A 24,796-nucleotide genomic window follows, 5' to 3' on the forward strand; every position below is an offset into this window, starting at 1 on the left:
TCACTCGATACCCAGCGCATCGCGGGCGAAGAGCCGGAAGGCCCTGGCGCGGTGCGAAAGCGCCTGCGCCATGCCCGGCTTCCATCCGTGCTTCTCCTCGGCCTGCATTTCGCCGAAAGTCCTGTCGTAGCCATCGGGCCGGAAGAGCGGATCATAGCCGAACCCCTTGTCGCCGCGCGGCGGCCAGACGATGCCGCCCTCCACCTCGCCGCGATAGAAATCCGTATGCCCATCCGGCCAGGCGATGCAGATGACCGAGACGAAGCGAGCGCGGCGCTGGTCCGGCGACACAGCACCCTTGTCCTGCAACGCATCCTCGACCTTGCGCATGCCGTGCAGGAAATCGCGGGTGCCATCGGGCAGTTCCGCCCAATTGGCAGTGTAGACACCCGGTGCACCGCCGAGCATATCGACGACAAGGCCGGAATCGTCCGAAAGGGCTGGCAGGCCGGTGGCCTTTGCCGCGGCCAACGCCTTGATGGCGGCGTTTTCCTCGAAGGTCGTGCCGGTTTCATCGGGCTCGGATAGCCCCAGTTCGCCGGCCGATTGCGTTTCAAAGCCGAACGGGCCGATCAGATCGTCGATCTCGCGCAGCTTGCCCTTGTTATGGGTTGCGACAACCAGCCGGCCTTTTTCGAGCTTTCTCATTCGATATTCCATAGTTGCGGCCATAATTGTGGTTCCGCGAATTCGAGCGAATTGCCCGAGGGATCACGGAAATAGATCGAGTGGGCGCCATTCGGCCAGTCGAACTCGCTTTCGATCTCCACGCCATGCGCCTCAAGATGCGCCTTCCATTCGGCGATCTCGGCGCGGCTGGCGCTGAAGCAGAGATGGCCCGGGCCCTTTGCGCCATGCGTGGGGACAGGCAGCTTGCCCGGCGCGGACGGCTTGATGGTCTCGTCCGGGTCGAACAGGATCACCACGCCCGCGCCACAGCGGAAGAAGGCGGCGCGATGATCGGCATGGCCGGTCGGCTCAAGCCCCAGCACGTCGCGATAGAAAGCCACCGCACGAGGCAGATCCGCGACATAGAGAACGGATTCCAGAACGGCGGCGGGCTGCATCTTCATGGCAGGTCCTCCTTCAGGAACCTCTCAGGCAACGGCCATTTTCTGCAAGGAGACGAGCCGGTTGATGCCGCCACGCGCGAGCGCCATCAGCGAGGCGAACTCCTCTTCCGAGAATGGCACGCCTTCGGCAGTGCCCTGTATCTCGACGATGCCGCCCTTGCCGGTCATGACGAAATTGGCGTCCGTTCCGGCGGTCGAATCCTCGGCATAATCGAGATCGATGACAGGTACGCCCTCGCAGATGCCGCAGGAGATGGCGGCGACATGGTCCTTCAGAACCTTGTCGAGCTTGACCATCTGGCGGGTTTCCATCCAGCGCAGGCACTCGTGAAGCGCCACCCAGCCACCGGTGATCGCGGCAGTGCGGGTGCCGCCATCGGCCTGGATGACATCGCAATCCACCGTGATCTGCTGTTCACCGAGCGCCTGGAGATCGACGACGGCGCGCAGGCTGCGACCGATCAGCCGCTGGATTTCCAGTGTACGTCCGCCTTGCTTACCGGTGGAAGCCTCGCGGCGCATGCGATCGCCGGTCGAGCGCGGCAGCATGCCGTATTCCGCCGTCACCCAGCCCTTGCCGGAATTGCGCATCCAGCCCGGCACCTTCTCCTCGAGGCTCGCCGTGCAGAGCACCTGTGTATCGCCGAATTTGACCAGGCAGGAGCCCTCGGCATGTTTTGAAACGCCGCGCTCGAATGAGACGGCGCGCATTTCGTCTGCGGCGCGCTTGGATGGACGCATTGATGACCTCGATTCCGTTTCGTGGGACGGCTTTTAGGCTGCAAACGCGCAAATAGAAAGAAGATTTGCCTGCTTTACCTGCGTTTGAAGCGCGCTGCAGCGCCGTGCGTCCCTTCGAGACACTGTAGAAGGCGGCCGCGGCATTCTGAATTTCCCCATTTTTTGTGCTCAAGCCGGCGTGGATTTCAGGAAACGTGCGGTCGCGCTTTGATCCCCGGGGAAGACCAGCATATATAATCATGTCCAATTCCGTTAAGGCTCGTTATGGGCAAAGGAGTCGTGCAACGAACATGATGAAAGCAGCAGTTCCCGAAACGCTTGCTACCCTCGATCAGCGCTCGCGCGACATCTTCCGGCGTATCGTCGAAAGCTATCTGAACGACGGCGAGCCCGTCGGGTCGCGCAATCTCTCGCGGATTCTGCCGCTGGCGCTTTCGCCGGCGACGATCCGCAATGTGATGAGCGATCTGGAGCAACTCGGTCTCATCTACGCGCCGCATGTCTCGGCGGGGCGCCTGCCCACGCAGATGGGCCTGCGTTTCTTCGTCGATGCGTTCCTGGAAATCGGCGACCTGCCACCCGACGAGCGTAAATCGATCGAGGCCCAGGTGCGCGCGGCCGGAAGCGGCCATTCGGTGGAAAACGTGCTGACGGAGGCCAGCCAGATCCTCTCCGGCCTTTCGCGCGGCGCCGGGCTGGTACTGGCCACCAAGGCGGAAGGCGCGCTGAAGCATATCGAATTCGTGCGCCTCGATCCGACGCGGGCGCTGGCCGTTCTCGTCACGCAGAGCGGCGACGTGGAAAACCGCATCCTCGACCTGCCGCCGGGGGTCACGGCATCGCAGCTCATCGAGGCGTCGAATTTTCTCAACGCCCATATTCAGGGCCGCACGCTTTCGGAAGCGCGCGGCGAACTCTCGCGGCTGAAGGAGGAAACCAAGCAGGCGCTAGACACGCTTTCGCAGCATCTGGTCGAGCAGGGGCTCGCCATATGGAGCGGCGGCGGCAACGACCAACCGACGCGGCTCATCGTGCGCGGGCGCGCCAATCTCCTGGAAAACCTCCACGCGCAGGAGGATATCGAGCGGCTAAGGCATCTTTTCGACGATCTGGAGACCAAGGAAGGCATGATCCAGCTTCTCGACCTTGCCGAGGCGGGATCCGGCGTGCGCATCTTCATCGGCTCGGAAAACAAGCTTTTCTCGCTTTCCGGCTCATCGCTCGTGGTCGCTCCCTATAGAGACGCCGAACAGAGGGTGGTCGGCGCACTCGGCATCATCGGCCCGACGCGCCTCAACTATGCGCGCATCGTGCCGATGGTCGATTATACTGCGCAGCTCGTCTCGAGACTTCTGCGATAGGTATGCTTTTCATTCATCTCACGGACATATCATGGGCAAATCACTGCCAGATGCACTTGATTTCCCGGGGTTAAACCTCGATATCCGACGCAACTGACGATTCAAGACGGAAAATTGGAATGGCTGAAGAAAAAAATACAGGCGAGACGCCCGATCTTGACCAGCGCGACATCAACAATCCTAGGGATCGTGAAGCGCTGAAGCGCGCGGCCGACGATTTCCTGAAATCACGCAAAGCCGAAGCGCGGGCGGAAGCGGCGGAAGAGGAAGCCGAAACCGATCCGGTGGCAGAGCTTCAAGCCGAGAACAGCGAACTGAAGGACCAGCTCATGCGGCTTGCCGCGGAGATGGAAAACCTGCGCAAGCGCACCGCGCGCGACGTGCAGGACGCCAGGGTCTATTCCGTCGCCAACTTTGCGCGCGACATGCTGGCGGTTTCGGACAATCTGCGCCGTGCCCTCGACGCCATCCCCGCGGATGCGCTCGAAAAAGGCGATACGGGGCTGAACGCCCTTGCGGAAGGCGTGGAGATGACGGAACGCGCCATGCTTTCGACGCTGGAACGGCATGGCGTGAAGAAGATCGAGCCGGAAGGGCAGAAATTCGATCCCCATTTCCATCAGGCAATGTTCGAAATTCCCAATAGCGAAGTGCCAAACAATACGGTGCTGCAGGTGGCGCAGGCCGGCTTCGTCATCGGCGACCGCGTGCTGCGCCCCGCCCTCGTCGGCGTTTCTCGCGGCGGACCGAAGCAGCAGACGGTCGAAGCGGCGGCTGAGCCAGGCCCGGCCAATCCGCAGGCCGAGGGTGATGCCTGATCGTTTCAGGCCTCAGTGGAATATTTCTGAATTATGTGGCCGGGGTAGCGAAAGCTCGTCCCGGCCAATCTACATATATTGCTCAGCCATGTGCAGAGCGCCTCAAAGGCTATAGCGCTCCACGCTGGCCGTCTGCAGCAGCCCGCTCTGCTCCGCGATGTCGCGCAGGCTTGCCTGCGGACGCGGGCCCATCTGCTGGATGATGATGCCTGCCGTCAGCGAACCAAGGCGGGCGCAATCCTGAAGCGAGAAATCATGGGTGTAGCCGTAGAGGAAGCCGGAGGCGTAGAGATCGCCCGCGCCTGTGGTATCCACCAGTTCGCGCAGCTTGATCGCCGGGACAGCAACGGTTTCCTCGCGCGTCACGATGATCGATCCCTTTTCCGAACGGGTTACTGCGGCGAGCTTGCAATCCTGGCGGATCGCCTCCAGCCCCAACTCGAATGATTCCGTCTGGTAGAGCGATTTCAGCTCCGCCTCGTTGGCGAAAACAATATCGACCGTGCCCGAACGCATCAGCTCGAGAAACTCCTCGCGGTAACGATCGACGCAGAAGGGGTCCGAAAGCGTCATCGCCACCTGGCCGCCATGCTCATGGGCGAGCTTGGCTGAGAGCCTTATCGCCTCCTTGGCGCGCGGCGGGTCCCAGAGATAGCCTTCGAAATAGACGACCTTCGCCTCGGCCACCTTCGAGCTTTCGACATCTTCGGGGCCAAGCTCGATGCAGGCGCCGAGATAGGTGTTCATCGAGCGCTCGCCATCAGGCGTGACGAAGATCATCGAGCGGGCGGTCGGCGCGCCGTCCTCCAGCGCACGGGTGTCGAACACGACGCCCTGGGCACGAATATCGTGCGTGAAGATGCGCCCGAGATGATCCGCCGCGACCTTCCCGAAATAGGCGGCGTGGCCGCCGAGGCTGGCGATACCCGCCGCCGTGTTGCCGGCGCTGCCGCCCGACATTTCGACCGCCGGTCCCATGCGCTCATAAAGCAGTTCGGCCCGTTCCTCGTCGATCAGGTTCATCGCACCCTTCACGATGGCATTCTTCACGAGAAAGGCGTCGTCGGTGCGCGCGAGAATATCGACAATCGCATTGCCGATACACAGAACATCGAATTTGGACATGGAAATTCAGCAATCCCGCAGAGTTAACGATAAGGGCAAATAATCAGCCAAAGCATGATGTTGCGCGAAAACCGCTTCGCGCCGTTCGGCATCATGCTCCAGCCCGGACCAATGGCCCGGAAGCACAGCGTGGTAGCGGGTGTATCGTTTTGCGGCCTGTTTGGCTAGCCTCGCCATTCTCGCCTGGGCCTTGACCTTTTTTAGCGGGCGCGGGCTTCCTATGTCTCGGGGCAGTGTATCCGACCGGGTACACCGCCCTTGGAGATAAGGAATACCGATGATCTTCGAAGCCGCCCGCGCCGCCCTGCAACGCCTGTTCACACCGGAGTTCCGCTCAGTGCTGTGGAAATCGCTGGGAGCGACGTTTCTCGTGCTGGTCCTCCTCTGGGTGGCTTTGCGCCAGCTCTTCGTCTATCTCGCCTGGCCATATCTGGACGAACTGCTTCCCGGCCTGCCGCAATGGGCAGGCTGGCTCGGGACGATCGGAGCGATCTTCGCCAGTCTCGGCCTGGCGCTCGCGCTGGCGCTGCTGATCGCACCTGTCACCGCCATTATCGCGAGCTTTTTTCTCGATGACGCCGCCGAGGTCATCGAGCGGGAGGATTATCCCGCCGATCCGCCAGGGAAGGCGCTGCCTATCATGCGCTCGCTCGTCCTCTCGCTGAAATTCCTCGGGATTGTCATTATCGGCAATATCTTCGCGCTGTTCCTGCTGTTCATTCCGGGCGTCAACATCATCGCCTTCTTCATCGTCAACGGCTATCTGCTGGGGCGGGAATATTTCGAATTCGCCGCCATGCGCTTCCTCGGCGAGAACGAAGCCAAGGCGTTGCGTTCCCAGCATGGAGGCACGGTATTCCTGGCGGGGCTGGTGATCGCCGCCTTCCTCGCCATCCCCATCGTCAACCTGCTGACGCCGCTTTTCGCCGCTGCGATGATGGTGCATCTCTACAAGGGGATCAGCGGCAAAAGACCAGTTGCACGCCCCGCTGCATGATTCAGGCGGCGAGCGGAACCAGTGGCGCGGGAATGTCACTGGTTTTCACCGCCGCCTTGCAGAGATCGGCGATGACGCATTTGTCGCATTCCGGCTTGCGCGCCTTGCAGACATAGCGCCCGTGCAGGATCAGCCAGTGATGCGCATGCAGGAGATATTCCTGCGGCACGACCCTCAACAGGGTTTTTTCGACCTGATCGGGCGTCTTGCCCGGTGCAAGGCCGATGCGGTTGCCGATGCGCAGGATGTGGGTATCGACCGCCATGGTCGGCTGGCCGAAGGCCATGTTGAGCACGACATTGGCCGTCTTGCGCCCGACGCCCGGCAATTTCACCAGCGCGTCGCGATCGCCGGGAACGATGCTGCCATGATCGCGGATCAGCGCTTCGGACAGTGCGATGACATTCTTCGCCTTGTTGCGCCACAGACCGATGGTCCTGATATAGTCGCCAACCTTCTCCTCGCCCAGCGCCAGCATCTTTTCCGGCGTGTCGGCGACGGCGAACAGCCCGCGCGTCGCCTTGTTGACGCCGGCATCGGTCGCCTGGGCGGAAAGCACCACGGCGACCAGAAGCGTGAAAGCATTCACATGCTCCAGTTCGCCTTTCGGCTCCGGACGCTGCACGCAAAAGCGCCGGAAAATCTCGTGGATTTCCTGCTTCGTATAGAGGGTTCCGGCGACACGGGCCGGACGCTTGCGCGCGGCGGACGCTGACAATTTGACCTTGGCGTTTTCCATTCGACCTCTATACTCATCCTGACTGCTGCATGACAATTGTAACCTCGACCATGGATTGGCAACGAGGGAATTGGCAAGGCCAGGAGCCTGTGACGAGATGATCCAGCCACGCGGAGCACAGCCGGAGGCAAACGACACTCCCTTCTTTCGCGCCCTTCTGGTGCCGCACCGTTCGCTCGGACGCGCCGGGTTTCGGGTGCTGATGGCGGCGCTTCTGGCGGGATGGATGTTCTGCGGCGTCCTGTTCCTGGCGATCGGCGCATGGCCGGTCTTCGGCTTCTTCGGCCTCGATGTCCTCCTCGTCTATCTGGCCTTTCAACTGAACTATCGGGCGGCCCGCGCCCGGGAGGAGATTTCCGTCTCGCGCACGGCGCTCGACATCAGGCAGATCGCGCCGTCGGGGCGATCGCGCGAACATCGCTTCAATCCCTTCTGGACGCGCTTTCGCGTCTCGCGACACGACGAGATCGGGATTACGGCGATGAATGTCGAGGGCGAAGGGCGACAGGTCGCGATCGGCTCCTTCCTCAACCCTGATGATCGCGAGAGTTTCGCCATGGCCTTCAGCCGGGCGCTTGCGACTGCCAAGGGGCGCTAGAGTTCCTCTGGCCATCGGCTGCCGATACCCTGTATATGCGTCTTTTCATCTCGCCAGCCATCAAGCAGGGTTCCCATGATTACCGTTATCGGCTCCATCAATCTCGATCTGATTGCCAAGACCGCGCAGCTTCCGAAGCCGGGCGAAACCGTGTCGGGTTCCGATTTCCAGTCGGCGCCGGGCGGCAAGGGCGCCAACCAGGCATTGGCCGCGGCGCGGGCGGGTGCCGAAGTCCGCATGGTCGGCGCTGTCGGCAATGACGCTTTCGGAAAGGAAGCGCTGGCGCTCCTCGATGAGGGCGGCGTCGATCTTGCCCTGGTGCGCAAGGCCGATACGGCGACGGGGATAGCGCTCATCACCGTCGAGGCGTCGGGCGAGAATGTCATTGTCGTCGTGGCAGGAGCGAACGGCATGGTCTCGCAACGTGACGTGGAAGCGGCGGAACTTTCCGGTGGGCATCTGCTGCTCCAGCATGAAATCCCGCTTGCGACCGTCAAGACGGCGCTCGGCGCGGCGCGCGCGAGCGGTACAACCTCCATCCTCAACATCGCACCCTGGCGCGACGAGGCGGCCGAATTGCTGGCGCTTGCCGATATCGTCATCGCCAACGAGACGGAGTTCGACCTGGCCGCCGACAAGCTGGAACTCGGGGGTTCCGACCGCGACGAGCGAATGGCGGATTTCGTGGAAAAGACCGGCCGCACGGTGATCGTGACGCTCGGCGCGGAAGGCCTTCGCGTTGCCACGCCGCGGACGCGCTTTACCGTTGCCGCCTATCCGGTGAAACCGGTCGATACGACAGGCGCGGGCGATACCTTCTGCGGTTATCTGGCCGCCGGCCTCGACATGGGGTTGGAGTTGAAGGATGCCTGCCGCCGCGCTGCGACGGCCGCATCGTTCGCCTGCCTCAAGCCAGGCGCGCAGCCCGCCATCCCGTTTTCGGCAGAGTTACCGGCGTAGGATCAAAGCGTCCCGATACGCTCCGCCAGAAGATCGAAAAAGCCGTTATGGTCGACGTCGCGCATGACGAGGGCATTCTTCGGCCTCGTCGTGACGCCCCACCAGTCGATGATGGTCATGCCCAGGGTGAGTTCCGACTGCGTCTCGATCTCGACATTGCAGTAACGGCCTGAATAGAGCTCCGGCTTCAGGAGATAGGCGATGACGTTCGGGTCGTGCAGCGGACCGCCGTCGCTGCCATATTTTGCCTCGTCGAAGCGCTCGAAGAATTCGAGCAGCGCCACGCAGGCATCGCCGGTCCGGGTTCCCATGGTGCGGTAGCGATCGATGCGCTTCGCCTTGGTCAGCGCCTTGTGGGTTACATCGAGGGGCATGACGACGATCGGGACGCCGGAGGCGAAGACGATCTTCGCCGCTTCTGGATCGACATAGATGTTGAACTCGGCGGCGGGGGTGATGTTGCCCCCCTCGAAAAAGCCGCCGCCCATCAGCACGATCTCACGGATCCTCGGTGCGATCTCCGGCGCGCGCAAAAGCGCCAGCGCGATATTGGTGAGCGGCCCGAGGGCGCAGAGCGTGATGCTGCCCGGCTCCTCACTGAGAACTGTCTCGATGATAAAATCGACCGCGTGCTGCGGCTGCAACGCCATGACCGGTTCCGGCAGATCGGGACCATCGAGCCCGGTGCGGCCATGGACATGTTCCGCCGTGACCAGCTTGCGCATCAAAGGTTGCGCCGCGCCGGCATAAATCTTCGTCTCGGGCTTGCCGGCCAGTTCGCAGATCTTGCGGGCGTTCGTCTCGGTCAGCGGGAGCGGCACGTTGCCCGCTACGGCCGTGATACCTGCGATTTCGAGCTCGGGGCTCGCCAGCGCCAGCAGGATCGCCAGCGCGTCGTCCTGCCCCGGATCGGTATCGATGATGATCTTGCGTGCCATTCCCGCCATATCCTTTCTTGCGCCGCCATCGCGTTATCAGTGCGATTCGGCTCTTGAAGTCACGGATTTCACGGACCATATCTGTTGGCAAGGAAGAAATGCCGAAACGGGTTCTTCCGATTACGGTCGCTTTGACGAGGGCTGCAGATGACACGCATGACACCGTTTTCGAGCCCGCTTCTGCTCGGGTTCGATACCATGGAAAAGACCCTGGAACGTATTGCCAAATCCGGAGACGGATATCCGCCATACAATATCGAACGACTGCGTACCAAGACCGGGACCGAACGACTGAGAATCACGTTGGCGGTCGCGGGTTTCTCCGACAACGATCTCGAGGTGACGACGGAAGACAATCAACTCGTCATCCGTGGCCGGCAGACGGAGGAAGAGGAACGCGAATATCTGCATCGCGGTATTGCCGCACGTCAGTTCCAGCGCGTTTTCGTGCTGGCGGACGGGATGCGCGTCACCGCCGCGGAATTGCAGAACGGGCTTCTGTCAATCGATCTCGACCGCCCGGAACCGGAACGGCTCGTCAAACGTATTGATATAAACGTCAAGGATTGAGCCCCGCCCCGGCGAATGCCGCAACAGCTCTAGAAGACAGGGTCGCTCGTGACTTGTCTCGAAATGGAGGCTTGAATGACCAACGAAAAGCAAATCTTCACCGAATCCGAATTCGCGCATCTCGGCGCGGGCGAAGTCGCCTATATGCGCAAGATGCGGACCGACGACCTGGCGCGCAGCTTTCCGGCACTGCCGCCGATGGCTCCAGGGCTTGAGCTCTGGGCCCTGTTCGGCGCCGACGGCGCCCCGATCGTACTTTCCGATGCGCGCGCCAATATCCTGGCCGGGGCGCAGGAACACGAACTGCGCACGGTGATGCTGCAGTAGATTTTTCTACCTCCCAAGACTGCAAAAGGGCTGCAAAAAGGCAGCCCTTTTTCGTTTGATGGAGAGATTCTTTACTGTTGGGTGGGGATTTATCTGACGAGCCGGCACGGCTTGTGCTCATGCACACTTCCCTCTGCCCGCCGGGTGGCCGACGGAGCCGGTGCGCCGAAGCACTACTTATAACCTATGCTGCCCGGCCTCAGCTCAAGCTGCGTTGGAGGCTGGCTGGGTCGTCAGGAAGGCGTAGAGCGCCTGGGCGTCGTGCGTGCCACGGAGCTTGGTCACCATCTCAGGATCGCGCAGCAGACGGGCAATGCGCGACAGGGCCTTGAGATGGTCCGCTCCCGCGTTTTCGGGTGCCAGCAGCAGGAAGACGATATCCACCGGCTGGTCGTCCAGCGCCTCGAAATCCACGGGATTGTCCAACCTGGCGAAAATGCCGGTGATGCGCTTGATGCTGTTGAGCTTGCCGTGGGGGATGGCGATGCCGTTCCCCACACCGGTCGAGCCCAGCCGCTCGCGCTGCAGGATGGTATCGAACACTTCGCGTTCGGTAAGCCCCGTCAGTTCCGCAGCCTTCTCGGCCATGACCTGCAACAATTGCTTCTTGGAGCTTGCTTTCAGCGCGGGAATAATTGCCGCGGGCTGAATCAGATCGCTAAGATCCATTCTCTCCATTCCTTCTTCATGCGGGATCAGACAATCCCGACTATATAGGCTTCCATACCTAAAACGATATGGAAGCCTCAAGGTTGCTCTCAGGAGCGGGATGCGTTTTGCCCTGTCACGGTCGAGGGATCGATCCAACCAATGTTGCCATCGGCCCGACGGTAGACGATATTGACCTGTCTGTTACCCGCATTACGGAACACGAGAACCGGACTATCCTTGAGATCGAGTTCCACCACCGCGGACGCGACACTCATGGTACGCAACGATACAGAGGTTTCGGCCACGATCGTCGGGGCATAATCCTCCGGAATGTCTTCGTCATCCTCGGGAGCCGGAGACATCACGCGATAAGCCACGTCATCATAGACGCCGTTGTTGTTGGCGCCCTGATGCGATTTCAGCCGGCGCTTGTAGCGCCGCAGGCGCGTTTCGATCTTGTCGGCGGCCCCATCGAAAGCCAGTTGCGGATCCTGCGCCTCAGCCGTGGTCTGCAAGGTGGCCCCGGTATCGAGATGCAGCAGGCAATCTGCGGAAAAGCGGGAGCTGGATTTCTCGACCGTGATCTGGCCAGAATATCCGCCGTCATAATATTTGCCGATCACATCCTTGATCCGATCTTCGATCCGGATACGGAATGCGTCGCCGATATCCATGTGCTTTCCAGATACACGCAGATTCATGTGGTTATACCTCGTCTTGGTTTCACCCTGTGGCTTAATCCAGCCATAGAGCGCGGTGTGAACAAAGCAACCCGGCACCCTGGTGCACGGATCATACGATCAACTTCCCCGTTCCGATTAACCACCTGCTGCCGCGCATCCCTGACTTTTGGCCTCATTCGGCCATGCAGCTTCGGACAGCCCGCGCATCATCGCGCGAGCGGGCTTCTATTGAGTGACGTTGCGAAAGTCAATTCCAACTTAAGAAGTCCTTAACGGATCCCTTCCCTCATTGCGTCTTCAATTGCATCCTACCGCGCGGATGCAGCGATCGCCTTTTTCTCCCGCCGCCGCTGAATCGAAGAAGGAATACTCATCGATTCCCTGTATTTGGCCACGGTACGTCGTGCGATATCCACGCCGTCGCGGTTAAGAATATCGACAATGGCATCATCGGACAATATGGAATCGGGACTTTCGCGATCTATCAACCGCCGTATGTGATGGCGCACCGTCTCGGAGGAATGGGCATCGCCACCTTCGGCCGAGGCGATCGCGGCGCTGAAGAAATAGCGCAGCTCGAAGACACCGCGCGGGGTCAGCATGTATTTGTTGGCAGTAACGCGACTCACGGTGGATTCGTGCATGCCGATGGCGTCGGCGACCATCCGCAGATTGAGCGGCTTCAGCTGGGAAATGCCGTTCATCAGGAAGCCGTCCTGCTGGCGCACGATCTCGCTCGTCACCTTCAGGATGGTGCGGGCGCGTTGATCGAGGCTGCGCGTCAGCCAGTTGGCGTTCTGCAGGCATTCAGAGAGGAAGTCCTTGTCCTGCACGCCGGCGCCCCGCGCAACGGCGGTGTAATATTCATGATTGACGAGGACCCGCGGCAAGGCTGCAGCGTTGAGCTCAATCTCCCAGCCGCCGCCATGGGCGGGCATGACATTGACATCGGGGATGATGGCGTCGGCTACGCCAACGGCGAAAAGCGCGCCCGGCTTGGGATCCAGCAGGCGAATTTCAGCCAGCATGTCGAGAAGGTCCGACTGATCCACGCCGCAGAGCTTTTTCAAAGCCTGAAAATCGCGCTTCGCCAATAATTCGAGATTGGCAACCAGCGCCCGCATCGCCGGATCGAACCGATCCTTCTGCCTGAGCTGGATGGCCAGGCATTCGGCAAGGTCGCGGGCGAACAGCCCGACGGGATCGAAGGTCTGCAGCACGGCGAGCACGTCTTCAATCAGCGACAGGCTGGTTCCCAGACGCGCGGCTACCTCATGAAGGTCCGCCCTGAGATAGCCCATCTCGTCAAGCTGGTCGGCGAGATCGGCGGCGAGAAGCCTTGCGGCGGGATCGCTGAAGGCGAAGAGAATCTGCTCGTCAACATGGTCCCGCAGCGTGGCGCGATGCGCCGTCACCTGCTCGATATCATAGCCTTCGCCGCTGCCGCTGATATAGCCGTCGCCGCCGGAAGATTTCCACTGCGAGGCTAGATCGGGCGCGATCTGCTCATAACGGCCGGGATCGTCGGGAAAGACATTTTCCATCGAGCTGTCGAATGTCTCGGAAATGGCGCTTGAATCCGGCGCGTCACGGTTCTCCCAGTCGATGCCGTCCCCCTCACCCTCGTCGGAAACATGCGCGGCCTCATAGGGGTGACCATCACTATCGGCCGGTACTTCGCCCTTGCCGCCAGGCGCAATGCGACTTTCGGAGATATCGTCATTAGCCGGTTCGATACGTTCCAGGAGCGGGTTTTTCTCGATTTCGAGATCGATGAAATGCTCAAGCTCGATATGAGTCATCTGCAGCAACCTGATGGACTGCATCAATTGCGGCGTCATCACGAGCGACTGTGATTGCCGCAAATCGAGCTTTGGCGAAAGTGCCATGGCCTGCGCTTTACTCCCCTTACACCACCTGCGGCATCGATCGAACCGATTCCGATTTACCCAAAAGCACGATGCATAGATTCAATATTTAAAGCGCCGTTTGCGCGTCCAAATAAACGCGCGGCGCTCTCGTGCAACCCTCCATTACAAAACTGGTACAAACCTTGCTTGTCAATTCCGAATGTGCGGATTCGACCATTCCGGCGCGACAAAGCGCACGGAATCATACTTTCGTGATTCATTTTTTCGCAGAATAAAGAACGGAAGGGGAATTACTGCTGCTCTAGGGCAGATCAAAGCATGAACTGGTCGCCGAGATAGAGGCGCCGGACATCGGGGTTGGCGACGATTTCCGCGGGACGACCGTGGGTGAGGACCTGACCGGCGTGGATGATATAGGCCCGATCGATAAGACCCAGCGTCTCGCGTACATTGTGATCGGTGATGAGAACGCCGATGCCGCGGCTCGTCAGGTGCCGCACCAATTGCTGGATATCGGCCACGGCGATCGGATCGACACCCGCGAAAGGTTCGTCGAGGAGCATGAAATTAGGCCGCGAGGCCAGCGCGCGGGCAATTTCGAGCCGGCGGCGCTCACCGCCTGAAAGCGAAAGCGCCGTCGCCTTGCGAAGATGCGCAATATGAAACTCCTCGAGCAGGGCGTCCAACTCGCTGGCGCGCTTCTTCTTGTCCTTCTCGACGACTTCCAGGACGGCCTTGATGTTGTTTTCGACCGAGAGGCCACGGAAGATCGACGCTTCCTGCGGGAGATAACCAATCCCAAGACGCGAGCGCCTGTACATCGGCATGGTCGTGACGTCGAAACCGTCGATCTCGATGCTGCCGCTATCGACCGGAACGAGGCCCGTCACCATGTAGAAACACGTAGTCTTGCCCGCGCCATTGGGGCCGAGGATGCCGACGGCCTCTCCCGCCCGCACGCCGAAAGACACGCCATTGACCACCTGCCTGCCGCGATAGCTCTTGGTCAGGCCACGGGCGACCAGCGTACCCTTGAGGCGCTTGAGATCACCCGAACCCGCCGGGCGGGAGGCATCTGCGGGGGCTGCGGCGGCGGATGGCTGAACACCATCCTTACCTTCTACCTTGGTACGCGAGAAAAATGACACTGTCTGGCCCGGATCAGTTGCTTTTAGCGCTGCCGGCACGATTGCCCTGCTGCTGCGCGCTTTTCGGCGCGAGGATGATCGAAACCCGGCCGGGCTGGCCTTTGCAGCTTTCCAGAAAAGCCCTGCTGGTACCGGTATTCGCGGTCAGCTTGCAGCCCGTGGCGACATTCTCGCCATCGGAAAGCACGACCTTCTTGCCCACGAGCGTCATGGTCTGCGTCTTGGCGTCATATGTGCCGCTGTCGCCGGTGGCGACCTGCGTACCGGACTTGAGATATACCTTGTCGCTGACTTCGAGATGATCGATGCCGGCCGCACCAAGGCCCGGCGCTGCCTGCGGCTGCGCGGCGGCGGTTTTATCACCGGATTTGGCGTCTTTCTCGGCGGCCTTGCTGAAATAGACCGTCATCTTGCCGGATTTGAGTACCGTCTGTCCCTGCACGACCGAGACATTGCCGGTAAATATGGCCAAGCCTTCCTTGTCGCGCATCTCCAGCCGGTCCGCGTTGATCTGCACGGGTTCCTTGCCATTGGAAAGATTGAGACCGCCGAATGGAACGGCCTGCTGGGCGAGCGCCGGGGCGGCAAAGGCCGTCATGGCTGCAAGAAGCGCCATTGCGCCGACGCGCTTGCGCCCGAGATATCGCGACCGGAGGTCATTTTGTGCTGTCGATCTGCGCTGCATTCTCACATCCCCTATAAAACGGCAGCGCCCGATGTCCGCCCTCTATCCGACCTGCCCGAACGGGCACATGACAGGGGCCCTGCCCTCAGCCATCGTTACCCGGAACCGAAATAACGTCCTTTTGCTCTTTCGCCGCGTCGATGACAAGCTTTACCTTATTCTCGAACACCATCACTTGACCGTGATCCTGCATCTGCATCTTGTCTGCAAGGATATGCGCATTGCCGCTCTGGATATCGACAGGCTGATCCGTGGTGATCTGCCCCGTTGAAATATTGACGTCCGCCGACTTCATTTTTGCCGTCAGGCCACTGCTAGTAGTAACAGTAAAATCCTTATCGAGTTGCAAACGTCCATTAGCATTGTCGTAAATGCCTGACTTCGCCTCGATCGTGGCGCGGCCATTGTCGCCAAGAGGCAGGCTTGCATCGATGTTCTCAAGGGTGATCACGCCACTATTCGTCACGTCCTGCGTGGCCCGTGCCGCCGTCATCGTATAGGGAAGATTTTGCTTGGTGAAGCCATCGAGCTTGGGATTGGTCATCACCAGCTTGCCGTCCTCCATCCCGGTTGCGCCAACCTGGACCTTGAGCGGAGCGGAGGGGGTCGCCAGGAAGGTGAACCACGAGAAGACGCCGGCGACCGCGAGGGCCGCGATGGGCAGCACCGTCTTCAGCACGCGGACGCGGCCCGAGTGGCGCTGTGCCGAGCGGAAAATCGCGGCGCTCTTTTCGGAGACGCCGAACATATGGGCGCCCGTCGCGCCACTCGCGGGGATTCTGGATCCCTCGCTCAAGTCGTTTTTCTTCGTTTTCATGCGACTAGATTCTTTCGTACTGGACAGGCCAGACCAATTTCATTGGCCCATTCACACTCCAATATGGTTATTTTGGGATAGAATAACAGATACAACATAACCGAGTCTTGCCGCAGGAGTTAACCTACACCTAAAGTGGCGGCAAATCCCTGGCGATTTCATGCATGCCATATGGAAGGTCTATATGGCCCCTCTATATGGTATCGGGCATTTCGAGCAACAAGGAATACAGGCTGCACCATGACACAAACTGCCGATGCGATCCTAGACCGGCGAAGGTTGCGACGAAAACTCACATTCTGGCGTATCGCAACGCTGGCCGTGATAGCGCTCGGCATCGCTGCGCTGGTCTATTTCATCGGCGGCGGCGGGCGCAGCGCGCCGCATATCGCCAAGGTGAAGATCGAAGGCACGATCCTCGAGGACGACGAACTGCTTGAACGTCTCGACAAGATTGCTGCGAGCGGCGCCGTCAAGGGGCTGATCGTCTCCATCGATTCGCCGGGAGGCACGACGGCAGGCGGCGAGGCCATCTTCGAAGCCGTGCGCAAGGTGGCCGAGAAAAAACCCGTCGTCGCGCAGGTCGGCACGCTTGCCGCTTCCGCCGGCTACATGATCGCCAGCGCGACCGACCACATCGTGGCACGCCAATCCTCGATCGTCGGCTCCATCGGCGTTCTGTTCCAGTATCCCGATATTTCCCAACTCCTGACCAAGCTCGGCGTCAAGGTCGAGACCATCAAATCAAGCCCGCTCAAGGCCGAGCCGAACTTCTTCAGCCCCGCAAGCGACGAAGCCAAGGCAATGATCCACAACATGATCATGGATTCCTATGCCTGGTTCGTCGGCATCGTCGAAAGCCGCCGCCCGCTCGACCATGCACAGGCCCTGGCGCTCGCGAACGGCGCAGTCTTCACCGGACGGCAAGGCATCGACAACAAGCTCGTCGATTCGCTGGGTGGCGAGGACCAGGCCGTCGACTGGCTGAAAAGCAAGGGCGTGGACGGTCGTCTCCCGGTCGTCGAATGGAAGCCGGATCGATCGGGTACAAGCTTTTTTCTCTCGGAATCGGCAGCGCGATTGCTGACGCGGTATCTGGGGCTGCCGGAGGAAAGCGGCAGCCTGCTGCGCGAGGTCACGGGCGACCGTATCTTCACACCCGGCCTTCTGTCGATCTGGCATGCGGAACCGGCATCGGCCAAAGGCCAATAAGCTGTTGAATATCAACGTCTATGCGAATACTAATGTACTCGCATAGACGTGAACGCAACGTGCAAAGAGAGGACGAACGCCATGATCAAGTCAGAACTTGTGCAGATCATCGCCAGCCGTAACCCGCATCTCTTTCAACGCGACGTGGAAAATATCGTCGGCGCCGTATTCGATGAGATTACCGATGCGCTGGCGGATGGGAATCGCGTGGAACTGCGTGGTTTTGGCGCCTTTTCGGTCAAGAACCGCCCTGCACGCAGCGGCCGCAATCCCCGTACGGGCGAGGCGGTGAGCGTGGAGGAGAAATGGGTGCCATTCTTCAAGACAGGCAAGGAACTGCGCGACCGCCTGAACAGCAGCGACCAATAGCCCTGTCATGACAAACCGCCTTGTCACTCTTGTCGTCTTCGTGCCGCTGGCGATCGTGCTGATCGCGTTGTCGGTCGCCAATCGCCATGACGTCACCGTGACGCTCGATCCGTTCAATCCTGGAAATCCCGCGCTGTCCTATACGGCGCCGCTGTTCGTCTGGCTGTTCGGGACGCTGATCACCGGCCTCATTCTGGGCGGCCTGGTGACATGGTTCACTCAGGGCAAATACCGCAAGCTCGCCCGCACCAGAAAAGCAGAAGCCGACAGGCTGCGCCAACAGGGCGGGACAGCCACGGATCACACCGCACAGACAAACCTGCCTGCGCTGCATTGAACACTCGCGGGTCCGACATCCCATGAAAAACATATCCGCGGATGAAGTCGATGCCGTCCTGAACTGGCCCGATATGGTCGATGCGCTCGACCGCGCCTTTCGCGAGGGCATGGTTCAGCCGGTCCGGCACCACCATGCGGTGGAGCGGCCGCAGGGGACGGCTTCGACGCTGCTGCTGATGCCGGCATGGTCCGATTTCTCTACGCTGAAGGATGCTTCCCCAGGATATATGGGCGTCAAGATCGTCACGGTCTCCCCTGACAATGGCGCTATCGGCAAGCCCGCCGTGATGGGTGTCTACCTCCTGCTCGATGGCACCACCGGCGAACCGAAAGCGCTGATCGACGGGCAGCGGCTGACCAACTGGCGCACCGCCGGCGCTTCGGCGCTTGCCGCGCGCTATCTTGCCCGCGAGGATGCCGAACGGCTGGCGATCATCGGCGCCGGATCGCTCTCGGCCTTCATCGCCCGGGCGCACAGCGCCGTCCGCCCGATCCGCGATATTGCCATCTGGAATCGCAACATGCAGGGCGCGGAGAATATCGTCAGGCAATTGACCGCCGAGGGTTTCAATGCCCGTGTCGCCGAGGATCGCGATGCGGCGATCGCCGAAGCCGACATTATCTCAGCCGCCACGCTTTCCACCATTCCGCTGATCCACGGCCGGTTTCTCAAACCCGGCGCGCATGTCGATCTGATCGGCGCATTTTCTCCTTCCATGCGCGAGACGGACGATTCCTGTATCGAGCGCGCCCGGGTGTTCGTCGACACCAGGGAGGGCGCACTGAAAGAGGGCGGCGATATCGTCCAGCCGCTCAAGGCCGGCGTCATTTCAGAAAGCCATGTGCTCGGCGATCTCTACGATTTGTCGCGCGGCAAGGTGCAGGGACGCGGCTCGGCGGAGGAGATCACGCTGTTCAAGTCGGTCGGGGCCGCGCTCGAGGATCTCGCCGCCGGTATCCTGGTTTATGAAAAGGCGTCCGCAAAAAGCGCAACGTGACATTGCTCTCGTGAAGCATTCCCCATGCTTTTTTCTTTCGCGCGCCGGCGCTTTGTCCTAGGAGGAAGCTAAGGCAGAGGAAATGTGTTGGTGAAACCACCGAAGCGAAGAGATAAACGGCCGCAGCGGGGCGAGCAACCGCGGGGCGACAAGGCATCTGGGGCGGCGGCAGGACCGCGCGCGCCGCATGCCAAAGCACCGGCAAAGCCGGTGCAAACGCCAATGCAAAAGCCAGGGCCGGAGAAACTGGCGCGTCCGGCGTCGGAACCCGTGCAGCCGCGCCAACTGAAGCGGCGCGAAGGCACGCGGCCTGATGAAAAGCTGGCGCTGATACTCGAAACCGAGCCATCGGAAGATTATGCTTTGCTCGACAGCGGCAATGGCCAGAAGCTCGAGCAATACGGGCCTTATCGCATCGTGCGGCCGGAGGGCCAGGCGATCTGGCTTCCCGCATGTGACCAGGCAGAATGGGCCAAGGCCGATGCCGTCTTCACCGGCAATACCGACGAGGAGGGTATCGGCCGGTGGCACTTTCCGCGCCAACCGCTCGGTGAGACTTGGCCGATGGCCTATGACGGCATCCCCTTTCTGGGGCGGTTCACCTCGTTTCGCCATGTTGGCGTCTTTCCCGAGCAGGCCGCGCATTGGGCCACCATGGACCACCTCATCCGCAATGCCGGACGTCCGGTCCGGGTGCTGAACCTCTTCGGCTATACCGGCGTCGCCTCGCTAGTCGCGGCGAGGGCCGGGGCGGAAGTCACCCATGTGGACGCCTCCAAGAAGGCGATCCTCTGGGCACGCGAGAATCAGGAGATGGCGGGCCTGTCGGCCAAGCCGATCCGCTGGATCTGCGACGATGCGACCAAATTCGTCGCCCGCGAGGAGCGCCGCGACAGCCGTTACGACATCATCCTGCTCGATCCGCCCGCCTATGGCCGCGGCCCGAATGGCGAGATCTGGCAATTGTTCGACAATCTGCCTGAGATAGTCGATCTCTGCCGCTCGATCCTCACGCCGAAGCCATTGGCCGTGGTGCTGACGGCCTATTCGATCCGCGCTTCGTTCTTCGCTATTCATGAGTTGATGCGCGACGCCTTTACCGGGCTTGGGGGACGGGTCGAATCGGGCGAACTCATTTTACGCGAACGCTCCGCCGGGCGCGCGCTTTCCACATCGCTTTTCAGCCGCTGGGTGGCGCAATGAGCCGCAACGACGATTTTTCGCAAACACATATCCCAAGAACGGGCAAGGTGAAGGAAGTCACCAGCCTAACCAATCCGATCATCAAGGATCTGCGCGCGCTGTCGATGAAGAAGTTCCGCGACCAGCAGGGCGTTTTTCTGGCAGAGGGGCTGAAGCTCGTCATCGACGCGCTCGATCTTGGCTGGCGCATCCGCACACTGGTCTTTGCCAAGGCGGGCAAGGGCAACAATCTCGTCGAGCAGGTGGCGGCGCGCACGGTGGCCAAGGGCGGCCTCGTGCTGGAAGTGAGCGAAAAGGTCATTTCAGCCATCACCAGGCGCGATAACCCGCAGATGGTCGTCGGCGTCTTCGAACAGAGATATGAGCCGCTTGCGAACCTCAAGCCACAAGGCAACGACGTCTATGTCGCGCTCGACCGGGTGCGCGATCCCGGCAATCTCGGCACCGTCATCCGCACCGCCGACGCGGTGGGTGCAAAGGGCATCATATTGGTCGGCGACACCACCGACCCTTTCTCCATCGAGACGGTGCGCGCGACGATGGGCTCCGTCTTCGCCCTGCCGCTCTACCGGGCGAACGAGGCTGATTTCCTGAGTTGGCGGAAGAGCTTTTCCGGTCTCGTCGTCGGCACGCATCTTAAGGGCGCCGTCGACTACCGCAGCATCCCCTATGGGAACAAGCCCGTCATTCTTTTGATGGGCAACGAGCAGCAGGGATTGCCGGACAGTCTCGCTTTCGCCTGCAGCAAGCTTGCCCGCATCCCGCAGGCGGGTCGCGCCGACTCGCTCAATCTAGCAATCGCCACCGCAGTCATGCTGTTCGAGATCAGGCGCGAGGCGCTGATCCTTGATGAAAGGCCAACCGGCAAATGACCCGAAAAGCCGTGCTGTCCTATTCACTTGTGGTGATATTTGCCATCATTGCCGACCAGATCATCAAATATTGGGTCGAAACGGGCATGGAATATCATCAGCAGATCGATATCCTGCCGTTTCTCGCGCTGTTTCGCACGCACAATAACGGCATCGCCTTCTCCATGCTTTCTTCGCTAGGCGATACCGGCCTGATCGCCATGACGGTCATCGTCATTGGTTTCGTACTCTATCTCTGGTGGACGAGTTCGCCGGAGCGGCGGGTGGCGCGGTTCGGATTCGCGCTGATCATCGGCGGGGCCGTGGGTAACCTGATCGATCGCAGCCTGCACGGCTATGTGATAGATTATGTGCTGTTCCACACCGCGACATGGTCCTTCGCCGTGTTCAATCTTGCGGATGCCTTCATCACCATCGGCGCGGGATTGATCATCCTTGACGAACTCATCGCCTGGAAAAACGACCGGGGCGCCGGCAAGGTCAACGACGGATAATGGACAAAGCGCCGATGATTCGGTGAAAATTTGAGCGTTTCCGGAAACCGTGCCTGAACATCTCTGTGATAAGGCGGGTCATGAGCATAGCCGGCCAGACTGCCCATAAATCTCCACCGCCTGCCCGGAAGCGCCCGCCGGCGCATCATGAGGCTATGCGGGGGGAGGCTGCGAGCCCCAGCCCGGCTAAATCATTCCGCGAATTGCGAAGAGGCGTGGTCACGACGAAAGCGGCCCTCATTCTCTGCCCGCTTCTCGGTATCGTCGCCACCGCATCGGCGCTGGCGCATTGGCCTCTGCCGATGACAATCCTGTCCGCGGGCCTGGCGGTTGTGACCGGCGCGTTCGGCTGGCACCGCTTTGCCCGCGCGCCGGAAACCCGCGGCATCCTTACGCTCGAAGAGAAGATCGAAGCCCAGCACCGCAAGATCGAGGAATTGGCCGACCGGCTTTGGGAGGCCACCGAAAAACTTGAATCGGAAGCCTTTCTGATCCAGGCGCGCGAACGGGCAGAAAATGCCAACCGGGCGAAATCGCGCTTTCTCGCCACCGTGAGCCACGAAATCCGCACGCCGCTGAACGGCATCATCGGCATGGCGAAGCTACTCGCCGGGACGGGCCTGACCGGCGAACAGCGTGCCTATACCGACGCCGTCCTGCAATCGGGCGACGCGCTTCTTCTCCTGATCGAGGATCTTCTGGATTTCTCGAAAATCGAGGCCGGGCATTTCGAGCCAAAATCCGTGGAAACGGAGATCGTGCCGCTTTGCGAATCGGTCACCGAACTCCTGGCATCGCGGGCCTATGCGAAAGGGATCAGCCTCGGCTGTCATGTTTCAAGCAGCGTGCCGACAAGAATAGGCATCGACCAGGCGCGCGTCCGGCAGGTGCTGCTCAACCTGATCGGCAACGCCGTCAAGTTCACTGATGAAGGCGGCGTGCTTCTCGATGTCTCGGTGGATGGCAATTCGCTGGTCTTCTGCGTTACCGACAGCGGGCCCGGCCTCAGACCGGGCGACAAGGAGCGCATCTTCAGGGAGTTCGAACAGGCCGACGACGCCTCGCTGGAATCGCGTGACGGCGCCGGGTTGGGGCTGGCCATCTCGCAAAAGATCGCGGTGGCTATGGGCGGCGCCATCACGGTCGAAAGCCAATGGAAAGAGGGCTGCCGCTTCTTCTTCACGCTGCCGTTCAACGGCGCATTGCCCCCGGAAGGAAATCCCTGCCTCGCAGGCCGGAGATATCTTCTCCTCAGCGCCAACCGGCATGAAGCCGATGCCCTGGCCGAAACGCTCGGCGATCATGGCGCCGATGTGCTCTTCGCCAGCGATGGACCGGCGGCGCTGAAAATGGCGGGAAGACAGCAATTCGACGCGATATTGGCCGACATGGCCTTCGCCGAGGCGCTTTCTCCACTTTTCAATGCCCAGACACCCTCCATATCGCCTTCCAAGCCGCGTAAAACCGGCGTGCACAAAGCTGTGATCCTGATAAAGCCCGAGGAAAAGAACGCCCTGCCCGATATCATGCGGCAGGGCTTCGATGCGTTTCTCGTGCGCCCGATCCGCTCGGCTAGCCTTTTGCGCATCCTGACCGCCGAATTGCCGGAACCCTTATGGAAGGCCATCCGGGCGCCGCAGGTGCCTACATCCCCGAGGGGATCCGCGGACGCGGCGCCGTTGCGGGTTCTCATTGCCGATGACAATGAAATCAATCTGCAACTCGCGCGCGCCGTTCTCCTGCGCGCCGGACATCAGGCCTCCATCACCGCCGACGGCGAGGCCGCCGTGGCTGCCTTCCGCCGCGCCGAGCTCGAAGGCATGCGATTCGATATCGTCCTCATGGACCTGCATATGCCGCGCATGAACGGCGGCGCCGCTATCACCGCGATCCGCATGTTCGAGGCGGCACAGGGCGCGCCAGCGGTTCCCATCCTGGTGCTCACCGCCGACGACCAGGCCGAAACGCGGGCAAAATTGATGAAACTCGGCGCAACCGGCTTCATCGCCAAGCCAGTCGATCCGACGGAACTGGCGCTGGCCATCACCGAACATGCCGCACAGGGAAGGACCTAGCCATATTCATGTCACCATGCTGTCATCGTGATGTAGCAGTCTCACGCTATCTCCCTCGCTTGAACGTTGAACTGACCGCGCGTTCTGCCGATAAGCGCGGAATACTGTCAACTTGTTGGAATTTTAAGGTTTTGTTCCGCCTTCTATTGAAAAAAGGTGGGAAAAGCACAACGGGAGAAGATTGCCATGAGCACATTGCTTGGAATTTCCCGGCAAATCATCAATGATGCAGGTATGTCGAGCATTGAAGCACATACGGCTCTTTTCACGCCCCCCGACAGCCCGGGAGTTCTAGGGCGGATGGGATCGCTGGAAGTTCGGCTCGCCCAGACAGCCGTCGACATAGCCGCCGCACAGGAATTGCGGTTCAAGGTCTTCTTCGATGAGCTGGGCGCCCGGCAGGAAAGCGCAGCGATCCTGGAAGAGCGCGATGCCGACCGGTTCGATGCCGCCTGCGACCATCTTCTCGTCTACGATACGGCCCTTCCGGAACCGGAACACCGGCAGATCGTCGGCACCTACAGGCTGTTGCGCGGTGAAAAGGCCCGTGAGGCCCATGGCTTCTATTCGGCCGGCGAATATGACGTCGATCGGCTGACGCTCGCCAAGCCGGAGCTCAATTTCCTCGAACTCGGCCGCTCCTGTGTCAAGCCGGAATACCGGTCGAAACGGACCGTGGAACTTTTGTGGCACGGCATATGGGCCTATTGCCGCCGCAACCGTATCGACGCGATGTTCGGCTGCGCCTCTTTCAGCGGCACGATCCCGGCGGCGCATGCGCTCGCTCTATCGTTCCTGCACCACCATTGCCGCGCCGATGCGGACTGGGACGTGCGCGCCCTGCCACAGCACTATCAGCCGATGGACCTGATGCCGCTCGAGGCGATCAATCCGAAAGTGGCCATGTTCTCCATGCCGCCGCTCATCAAAGGCTATGTGAGGCTCGGCGCCATGATCGGAGATGGCGCGGTCGTGGATCACGCGTTCGGCACGACCGATGTGTTCATCATCCTGCCGGTTTCGCACATATCCAGCCGGTACATCACTTATTATGGGGCGGAAGCCGACAGGTTCATGTGAGGGATTGGGGGGCGAAGGGATTGGGGGGCCGAGGGATTGCTTGAGAGCCGTG

At 60.8% G+C, this 24,796-nt stretch carries 27 protein-coding genes and 1 pseudogene; 16 read left to right on the forward strand and 12 right to left on the reverse strand.

All coding sequences use genetic code 11. The annotated features are described in order from the left end of the window. From rdgB to rph, 3 genes are read right to left on the reverse strand one after another with little or no spacing between them, the layout of a single operon-like run. Entirely contained in the window at nucleotides 1-648 is a 648-nt protein-coding gene (gene rdgB / locus DUT91_RS05265) for an RdgB/HAM1 family non-canonical purine NTP pyrophosphatase (RefSeq protein WP_114439312.1), read from the reverse strand. Further along, nucleotides 645-1,067 (reverse strand): VOC family protein, encoded by a 423-nt coding sequence (locus DUT91_RS05270; protein WP_114439651.1) that lies wholly within the window; start codon nucleotides 1,065-1,067, stop codon nucleotides 645-647. The genes rdgB and DUT91_RS05270 overlap by 4 nt, the downstream gene beginning before the upstream one ends. A gap of 30 nt (nucleotides 1,068-1,097) precedes the next feature. Then, complete coding sequence (gene rph / locus DUT91_RS05275; RefSeq protein ID WP_114439313.1) at nucleotides 1,098-1,814, reverse strand: ribonuclease PH; 717 nt, start codon at nucleotides 1,812-1,814, stop codon at nucleotides 1,098-1,100. Nucleotides 1,815-2,104: 290 nt separating this feature from the next. On the opposite strand from rph, the gene hrcA reads away from it, so the two are divergent. Next, nucleotides 2,105-3,175, forward strand: a complete 1,071-nt coding sequence (hrcA, locus tag DUT91_RS05280; RefSeq protein WP_114439314.1) for a heat-inducible transcriptional repressor HrcA — start codon at nucleotides 2,105-2,107, stop codon at nucleotides 3,173-3,175. Nucleotides 3,176-3,294: 119 nt separating this feature from the next. Further along, nucleotides 3,295-3,993 carry a nucleotide exchange factor GrpE gene (gene grpE, locus DUT91_RS05285; protein WP_114439315.1) on the forward strand — a complete coding sequence of 233 codons (699 nt, stop codon included), beginning with the start codon at nucleotides 3,295-3,297 and terminating at the stop codon, nucleotides 3,991-3,993. A gap of 102 nt (nucleotides 3,994-4,095) precedes the next feature. Here grpE and DUT91_RS05290 read toward each other — a convergent pair whose 3' ends face one another. After that, nucleotides 4,096-5,118 carry an adenosine kinase gene (locus DUT91_RS05290; protein WP_114439316.1) on the reverse strand — a complete coding sequence of 341 codons (1,023 nt, stop codon included), beginning with the start codon at nucleotides 5,116-5,118 and terminating at the stop codon, nucleotides 4,096-4,098. 277 nt (nucleotides 5,119-5,395) lie between these two features. On the opposite strand from DUT91_RS05290, the gene DUT91_RS05295 reads away from it, so the two are divergent. Continuing rightward, nucleotides 5,396-6,115 carry a sulfate transporter family protein gene (locus DUT91_RS05295; RefSeq protein ID WP_114439317.1) on the forward strand — a complete coding sequence of 240 codons (720 nt, stop codon included), beginning with the start codon at nucleotides 5,396-5,398 and terminating at the stop codon, nucleotides 6,113-6,115. A 1-nt stretch (nucleotide 6,116) separates the two neighbouring features. On the opposite strand, the gene nth is transcribed toward DUT91_RS05295, so the two are convergent. Further along, a complete protein-coding gene (gene nth, locus DUT91_RS05300; RefSeq protein WP_114439318.1) occupies nucleotides 6,117-6,854 on the reverse strand; it encodes an endonuclease III in 738 nt (245 codons plus the stop codon). 97 nt (nucleotides 6,855-6,951) lie between these two features. Here nth and DUT91_RS05305 point away from each other — a divergent pair, with 97 nt between their 5' ends. Beyond that, the gene (locus tag DUT91_RS05305; RefSeq protein WP_114439319.1) at nucleotides 6,952-7,452 is read left to right on the forward strand and encodes a DUF2244 domain-containing protein; all 501 of its coding nucleotides are present in this window, start codon (nucleotides 6,952-6,954) and stop codon (nucleotides 7,450-7,452) included. A gap of 75 nt (nucleotides 7,453-7,527) precedes the next feature. Then, a complete protein-coding gene (locus DUT91_RS05310) occupies nucleotides 7,528-8,412 on the forward strand; it encodes a ribokinase (RefSeq protein WP_114439320.1) in 885 nt (294 codons plus the stop codon). 2 nt (nucleotides 8,413-8,414) lie between these two features. Here the strand turns inward: DUT91_RS05310 and DUT91_RS05315 are convergent, their stop codons facing one another. Further along, complete coding sequence (locus tag DUT91_RS05315) at nucleotides 8,415-9,350, reverse strand: nucleoside hydrolase (protein WP_114439321.1); 936 nt, start codon at nucleotides 9,348-9,350, stop codon at nucleotides 8,415-8,417. A 147-nt stretch (nucleotides 9,351-9,497) separates the two neighbouring features. On the opposite strand from DUT91_RS05315, the gene DUT91_RS05320 reads away from it, so the two are divergent. Beyond that, nucleotides 9,498-9,920 carry an Hsp20 family protein gene (locus DUT91_RS05320; protein ID WP_114439322.1) on the forward strand — a complete coding sequence of 141 codons (423 nt, stop codon included), beginning with the start codon at nucleotides 9,498-9,500 and terminating at the stop codon, nucleotides 9,918-9,920. Between the two features lie 75 nt (nucleotides 9,921-9,995). Continuing rightward, nucleotides 9,996-10,247 (forward strand): BQ00720 family protein, encoded by a 252-nt coding sequence (locus DUT91_RS05325; RefSeq protein ID WP_114439323.1) that lies wholly within the window; start codon nucleotides 9,996-9,998, stop codon nucleotides 10,245-10,247. 204 nt (nucleotides 10,248-10,451) lie between these two features. Here DUT91_RS05325 and ptsN read toward each other — a convergent pair whose 3' ends face one another. From ptsN to lptC, 6 genes and pseudogenes are all read right to left on the reverse strand, one after another. Beyond that, a complete protein-coding gene (gene ptsN, locus DUT91_RS05330) occupies nucleotides 10,452-10,916 on the reverse strand; it encodes a PTS IIA-like nitrogen regulatory protein PtsN (protein ID WP_114439324.1) in 465 nt (154 codons plus the stop codon). A gap of 89 nt (nucleotides 10,917-11,005) precedes the next feature. Next, nucleotides 11,006-11,599 (reverse strand): ribosome hibernation-promoting factor, HPF/YfiA family, encoded by a 594-nt coding sequence (hpf, locus tag DUT91_RS05335; RefSeq protein WP_114439325.1) that lies wholly within the window; start codon nucleotides 11,597-11,599, stop codon nucleotides 11,006-11,008. Nucleotides 11,600-11,889: 290 nt separating this feature from the next. Then, nucleotides 11,890-13,470: an RNA polymerase factor sigma-54 gene (rpoN, locus tag DUT91_RS05340; RefSeq protein ID WP_114439326.1), complete on the reverse strand. Its 1,581-nt coding sequence runs from the start codon at nucleotides 13,468-13,470 to the stop codon at nucleotides 11,890-11,892. 293 nt (nucleotides 13,471-13,763) lie between these two features. Continuing rightward, nucleotides 13,764-14,495, reverse strand: a pseudogene (gene lptB, locus DUT91_RS05345) (LPS export ABC transporter ATP-binding protein); the annotation flags it as partial. A gap of 118 nt (nucleotides 14,496-14,613) precedes the next feature. After that, nucleotides 14,614-15,285, reverse strand: a complete 672-nt coding sequence (locus DUT91_RS05350) for an LptA/OstA family protein (protein WP_425373748.1) — start codon at nucleotides 15,283-15,285, stop codon at nucleotides 14,614-14,616. Nucleotides 15,286-15,370: 85 nt separating this feature from the next. Continuing rightward, nucleotides 15,371-16,033 carry an LPS export ABC transporter periplasmic protein LptC gene (gene lptC, locus DUT91_RS05355; RefSeq protein WP_245419598.1) on the reverse strand — a complete coding sequence of 221 codons (663 nt, stop codon included), beginning with the start codon at nucleotides 16,031-16,033 and terminating at the stop codon, nucleotides 15,371-15,373. A 309-nt stretch (nucleotides 16,034-16,342) separates the two neighbouring features. Between lptC and sppA the strand changes: the two genes are divergently transcribed. The 9 genes from sppA (at nucleotide 16,343) to olsB (ending at nucleotide 24,744) form a co-directional block, all read left to right on the forward strand. Beyond that, complete coding sequence (gene sppA, locus DUT91_RS05360) at nucleotides 16,343-17,314, forward strand: signal peptide peptidase SppA (RefSeq protein WP_114439329.1); 972 nt, start codon at nucleotides 16,343-16,345, stop codon at nucleotides 17,312-17,314. Between the two features lie 81 nt (nucleotides 17,315-17,395). Beyond that, entirely contained in the window at nucleotides 17,396-17,683 is a 288-nt protein-coding gene (locus tag DUT91_RS05365; RefSeq protein ID WP_114439330.1) for an integration host factor subunit beta, read from the forward strand. Nucleotides 17,684-17,690: 7 nt separating this feature from the next. Continuing rightward, the gene (locus DUT91_RS05370; RefSeq protein ID WP_114439331.1) at nucleotides 17,691-18,020 is read left to right on the forward strand and encodes a LapA family protein; all 330 of its coding nucleotides are present in this window, start codon (nucleotides 17,691-17,693) and stop codon (nucleotides 18,018-18,020) included. Between the two features lie 22 nt (nucleotides 18,021-18,042). Continuing rightward, complete coding sequence (lhpI, locus tag DUT91_RS05375) at nucleotides 18,043-19,020, forward strand: bifunctional Delta(1)-pyrroline-2-carboxylate/Delta(1)-piperideine-2-carboxylate reductase (RefSeq protein WP_114439332.1); 978 nt, start codon at nucleotides 18,043-18,045, stop codon at nucleotides 19,018-19,020. A gap of 90 nt (nucleotides 19,021-19,110) precedes the next feature. Further along, nucleotides 19,111-20,223 (forward strand): RsmD family RNA methyltransferase, encoded by a 1,113-nt coding sequence (locus DUT91_RS05380; RefSeq protein WP_200834904.1) that lies wholly within the window; start codon nucleotides 19,111-19,113, stop codon nucleotides 20,221-20,223. Continuing rightward, the gene (locus tag DUT91_RS05385; RefSeq protein WP_114439334.1) at nucleotides 20,220-21,095 is read left to right on the forward strand and encodes a TrmH family RNA methyltransferase; all 876 of its coding nucleotides are present in this window, start codon (nucleotides 20,220-20,222) and stop codon (nucleotides 21,093-21,095) included. The genes DUT91_RS05380 and DUT91_RS05385 overlap by 4 nt, the downstream gene beginning before the upstream one ends. Next, entirely contained in the window at nucleotides 21,092-21,589 is a 498-nt protein-coding gene (gene lspA, locus DUT91_RS05390; protein ID WP_114439335.1) for a signal peptidase II, read from the forward strand. Before DUT91_RS05385 ends, lspA begins: the two co-directional genes overlap by 4 nt. 215 nt (nucleotides 21,590-21,804) lie before the next feature. Beyond that, the gene (locus tag DUT91_RS05395; RefSeq protein ID WP_160113625.1) at nucleotides 21,805-23,664 is read left to right on the forward strand and encodes a response regulator; all 1,860 of its coding nucleotides are present in this window, start codon (nucleotides 21,805-21,807) and stop codon (nucleotides 23,662-23,664) included. 186 nt (nucleotides 23,665-23,850) lie between these two features. After that, a complete protein-coding gene (gene olsB, locus DUT91_RS05400) occupies nucleotides 23,851-24,744 on the forward strand; it encodes a l-ornithine N(alpha)-acyltransferase (RefSeq protein WP_200834905.1) in 894 nt (297 codons plus the stop codon). Nucleotides 24,745-24,796: the final 52 nt, after the last annotated feature.

The organism is Paramesorhizobium salinisoli (assembly GCF_003335045.1).
Classification (GTDB): domain Bacteria; phylum Pseudomonadota; class Alphaproteobacteria; order Rhizobiales; family Rhizobiaceae; genus Paramesorhizobium; species Paramesorhizobium salinisoli.

Coding starts and splice junctions, on each gene's coding strand:
- rdgB (WP_114439312.1), bottom strand. CDS start 648: ATGAGAAAGCTCGAAAAAGGCCGGCTGGTTGTCGCAACCCATAACAAG.
- DUT91_RS05270 (WP_114439651.1), bottom strand. CDS start 1,067: ATGCAGCCCGCCGCCGTTCTGGAATCCGTTCTCTATGTCGCGGATCTG.
- rph (WP_114439313.1), bottom strand. CDS start 1,814: ATGCGTCCATCCAAGCGCGCCGCAGACGAAATGCGCGCCGTCTCATTC.
- hrcA (WP_114439314.1), top strand. CDS start 2,105: ATGATGAAAGCAGCAGTTCCCGAAACGCTTGCTACCCTCGATCAGCGC.
- grpE (WP_114439315.1), top strand. CDS start 3,295: ATGGCTGAAGAAAAAAATACAGGCGAGACGCCCGATCTTGACCAGCGC.
- DUT91_RS05290 (WP_114439316.1), bottom strand. CDS start 5,118: ATGTCCAAATTCGATGTTCTGTGTATCGGCAATGCGATTGTCGATATT.
- DUT91_RS05295 (WP_114439317.1), top strand. CDS start 5,396: ATGATCTTCGAAGCCGCCCGCGCCGCCCTGCAACGCCTGTTCACACCG.
- nth (WP_114439318.1), bottom strand. CDS start 6,854: ATGGAAAACGCCAAGGTCAAATTGTCAGCGTCCGCCGCGCGCAAGCGT.
- DUT91_RS05305 (WP_114439319.1), top strand. CDS start 6,952: ATGATCCAGCCACGCGGAGCACAGCCGGAGGCAAACGACACTCCCTTC.
- DUT91_RS05310 (WP_114439320.1), top strand. CDS start 7,528: ATGATTACCGTTATCGGCTCCATCAATCTCGATCTGATTGCCAAGACC.
- DUT91_RS05315 (WP_114439321.1), bottom strand. CDS start 9,350: ATGGCACGCAAGATCATCATCGATACCGATCCGGGGCAGGACGACGCG.
- DUT91_RS05320 (WP_114439322.1), top strand. CDS start 9,498: ATGACACGCATGACACCGTTTTCGAGCCCGCTTCTGCTCGGGTTCGAT.
- DUT91_RS05325 (WP_114439323.1), top strand. CDS start 9,996: ATGACCAACGAAAAGCAAATCTTCACCGAATCCGAATTCGCGCATCTC.
- ptsN (WP_114439324.1), bottom strand. CDS start 10,916: ATGGATCTTAGCGATCTGATTCAGCCCGCGGCAATTATTCCCGCGCTG.
- hpf (WP_114439325.1), bottom strand. CDS start 11,599: ATGAATCTGCGTGTATCTGGAAAGCACATGGATATCGGCGACGCATTC.
- rpoN (WP_114439326.1), bottom strand. CDS start 13,470: ATGGCACTTTCGCCAAAGCTCGATTTGCGGCAATCACAGTCGCTCGTG.
- DUT91_RS05350 (WP_425373748.1), bottom strand. CDS start 15,285: ATGCAGCGCAGATCGACAGCACAAAATGACCTCCGGTCGCGATATCTC.
- lptC (WP_245419598.1), bottom strand. CDS start 16,033: ATGTTCGGCGTCTCCGAAAAGAGCGCCGCGATTTTCCGCTCGGCACAG.
- sppA (WP_114439329.1), top strand. CDS start 16,343: ATGACACAAACTGCCGATGCGATCCTAGACCGGCGAAGGTTGCGACGA.
- DUT91_RS05365 (WP_114439330.1), top strand. CDS start 17,396: ATGATCAAGTCAGAACTTGTGCAGATCATCGCCAGCCGTAACCCGCAT.
- DUT91_RS05370 (WP_114439331.1), top strand. CDS start 17,691: ATGACAAACCGCCTTGTCACTCTTGTCGTCTTCGTGCCGCTGGCGATC.
- lhpI (WP_114439332.1), top strand. CDS start 18,043: ATGAAAAACATATCCGCGGATGAAGTCGATGCCGTCCTGAACTGGCCC.
- DUT91_RS05385 (WP_114439334.1), top strand. CDS start 20,220: ATGAGCCGCAACGACGATTTTTCGCAAACACATATCCCAAGAACGGGC.
- lspA (WP_114439335.1), top strand. CDS start 21,092: ATGACCCGAAAAGCCGTGCTGTCCTATTCACTTGTGGTGATATTTGCC.
- olsB (WP_200834905.1), top strand. CDS start 23,851: ATGAGCACATTGCTTGGAATTTCCCGGCAAATCATCAATGATGCAGGT.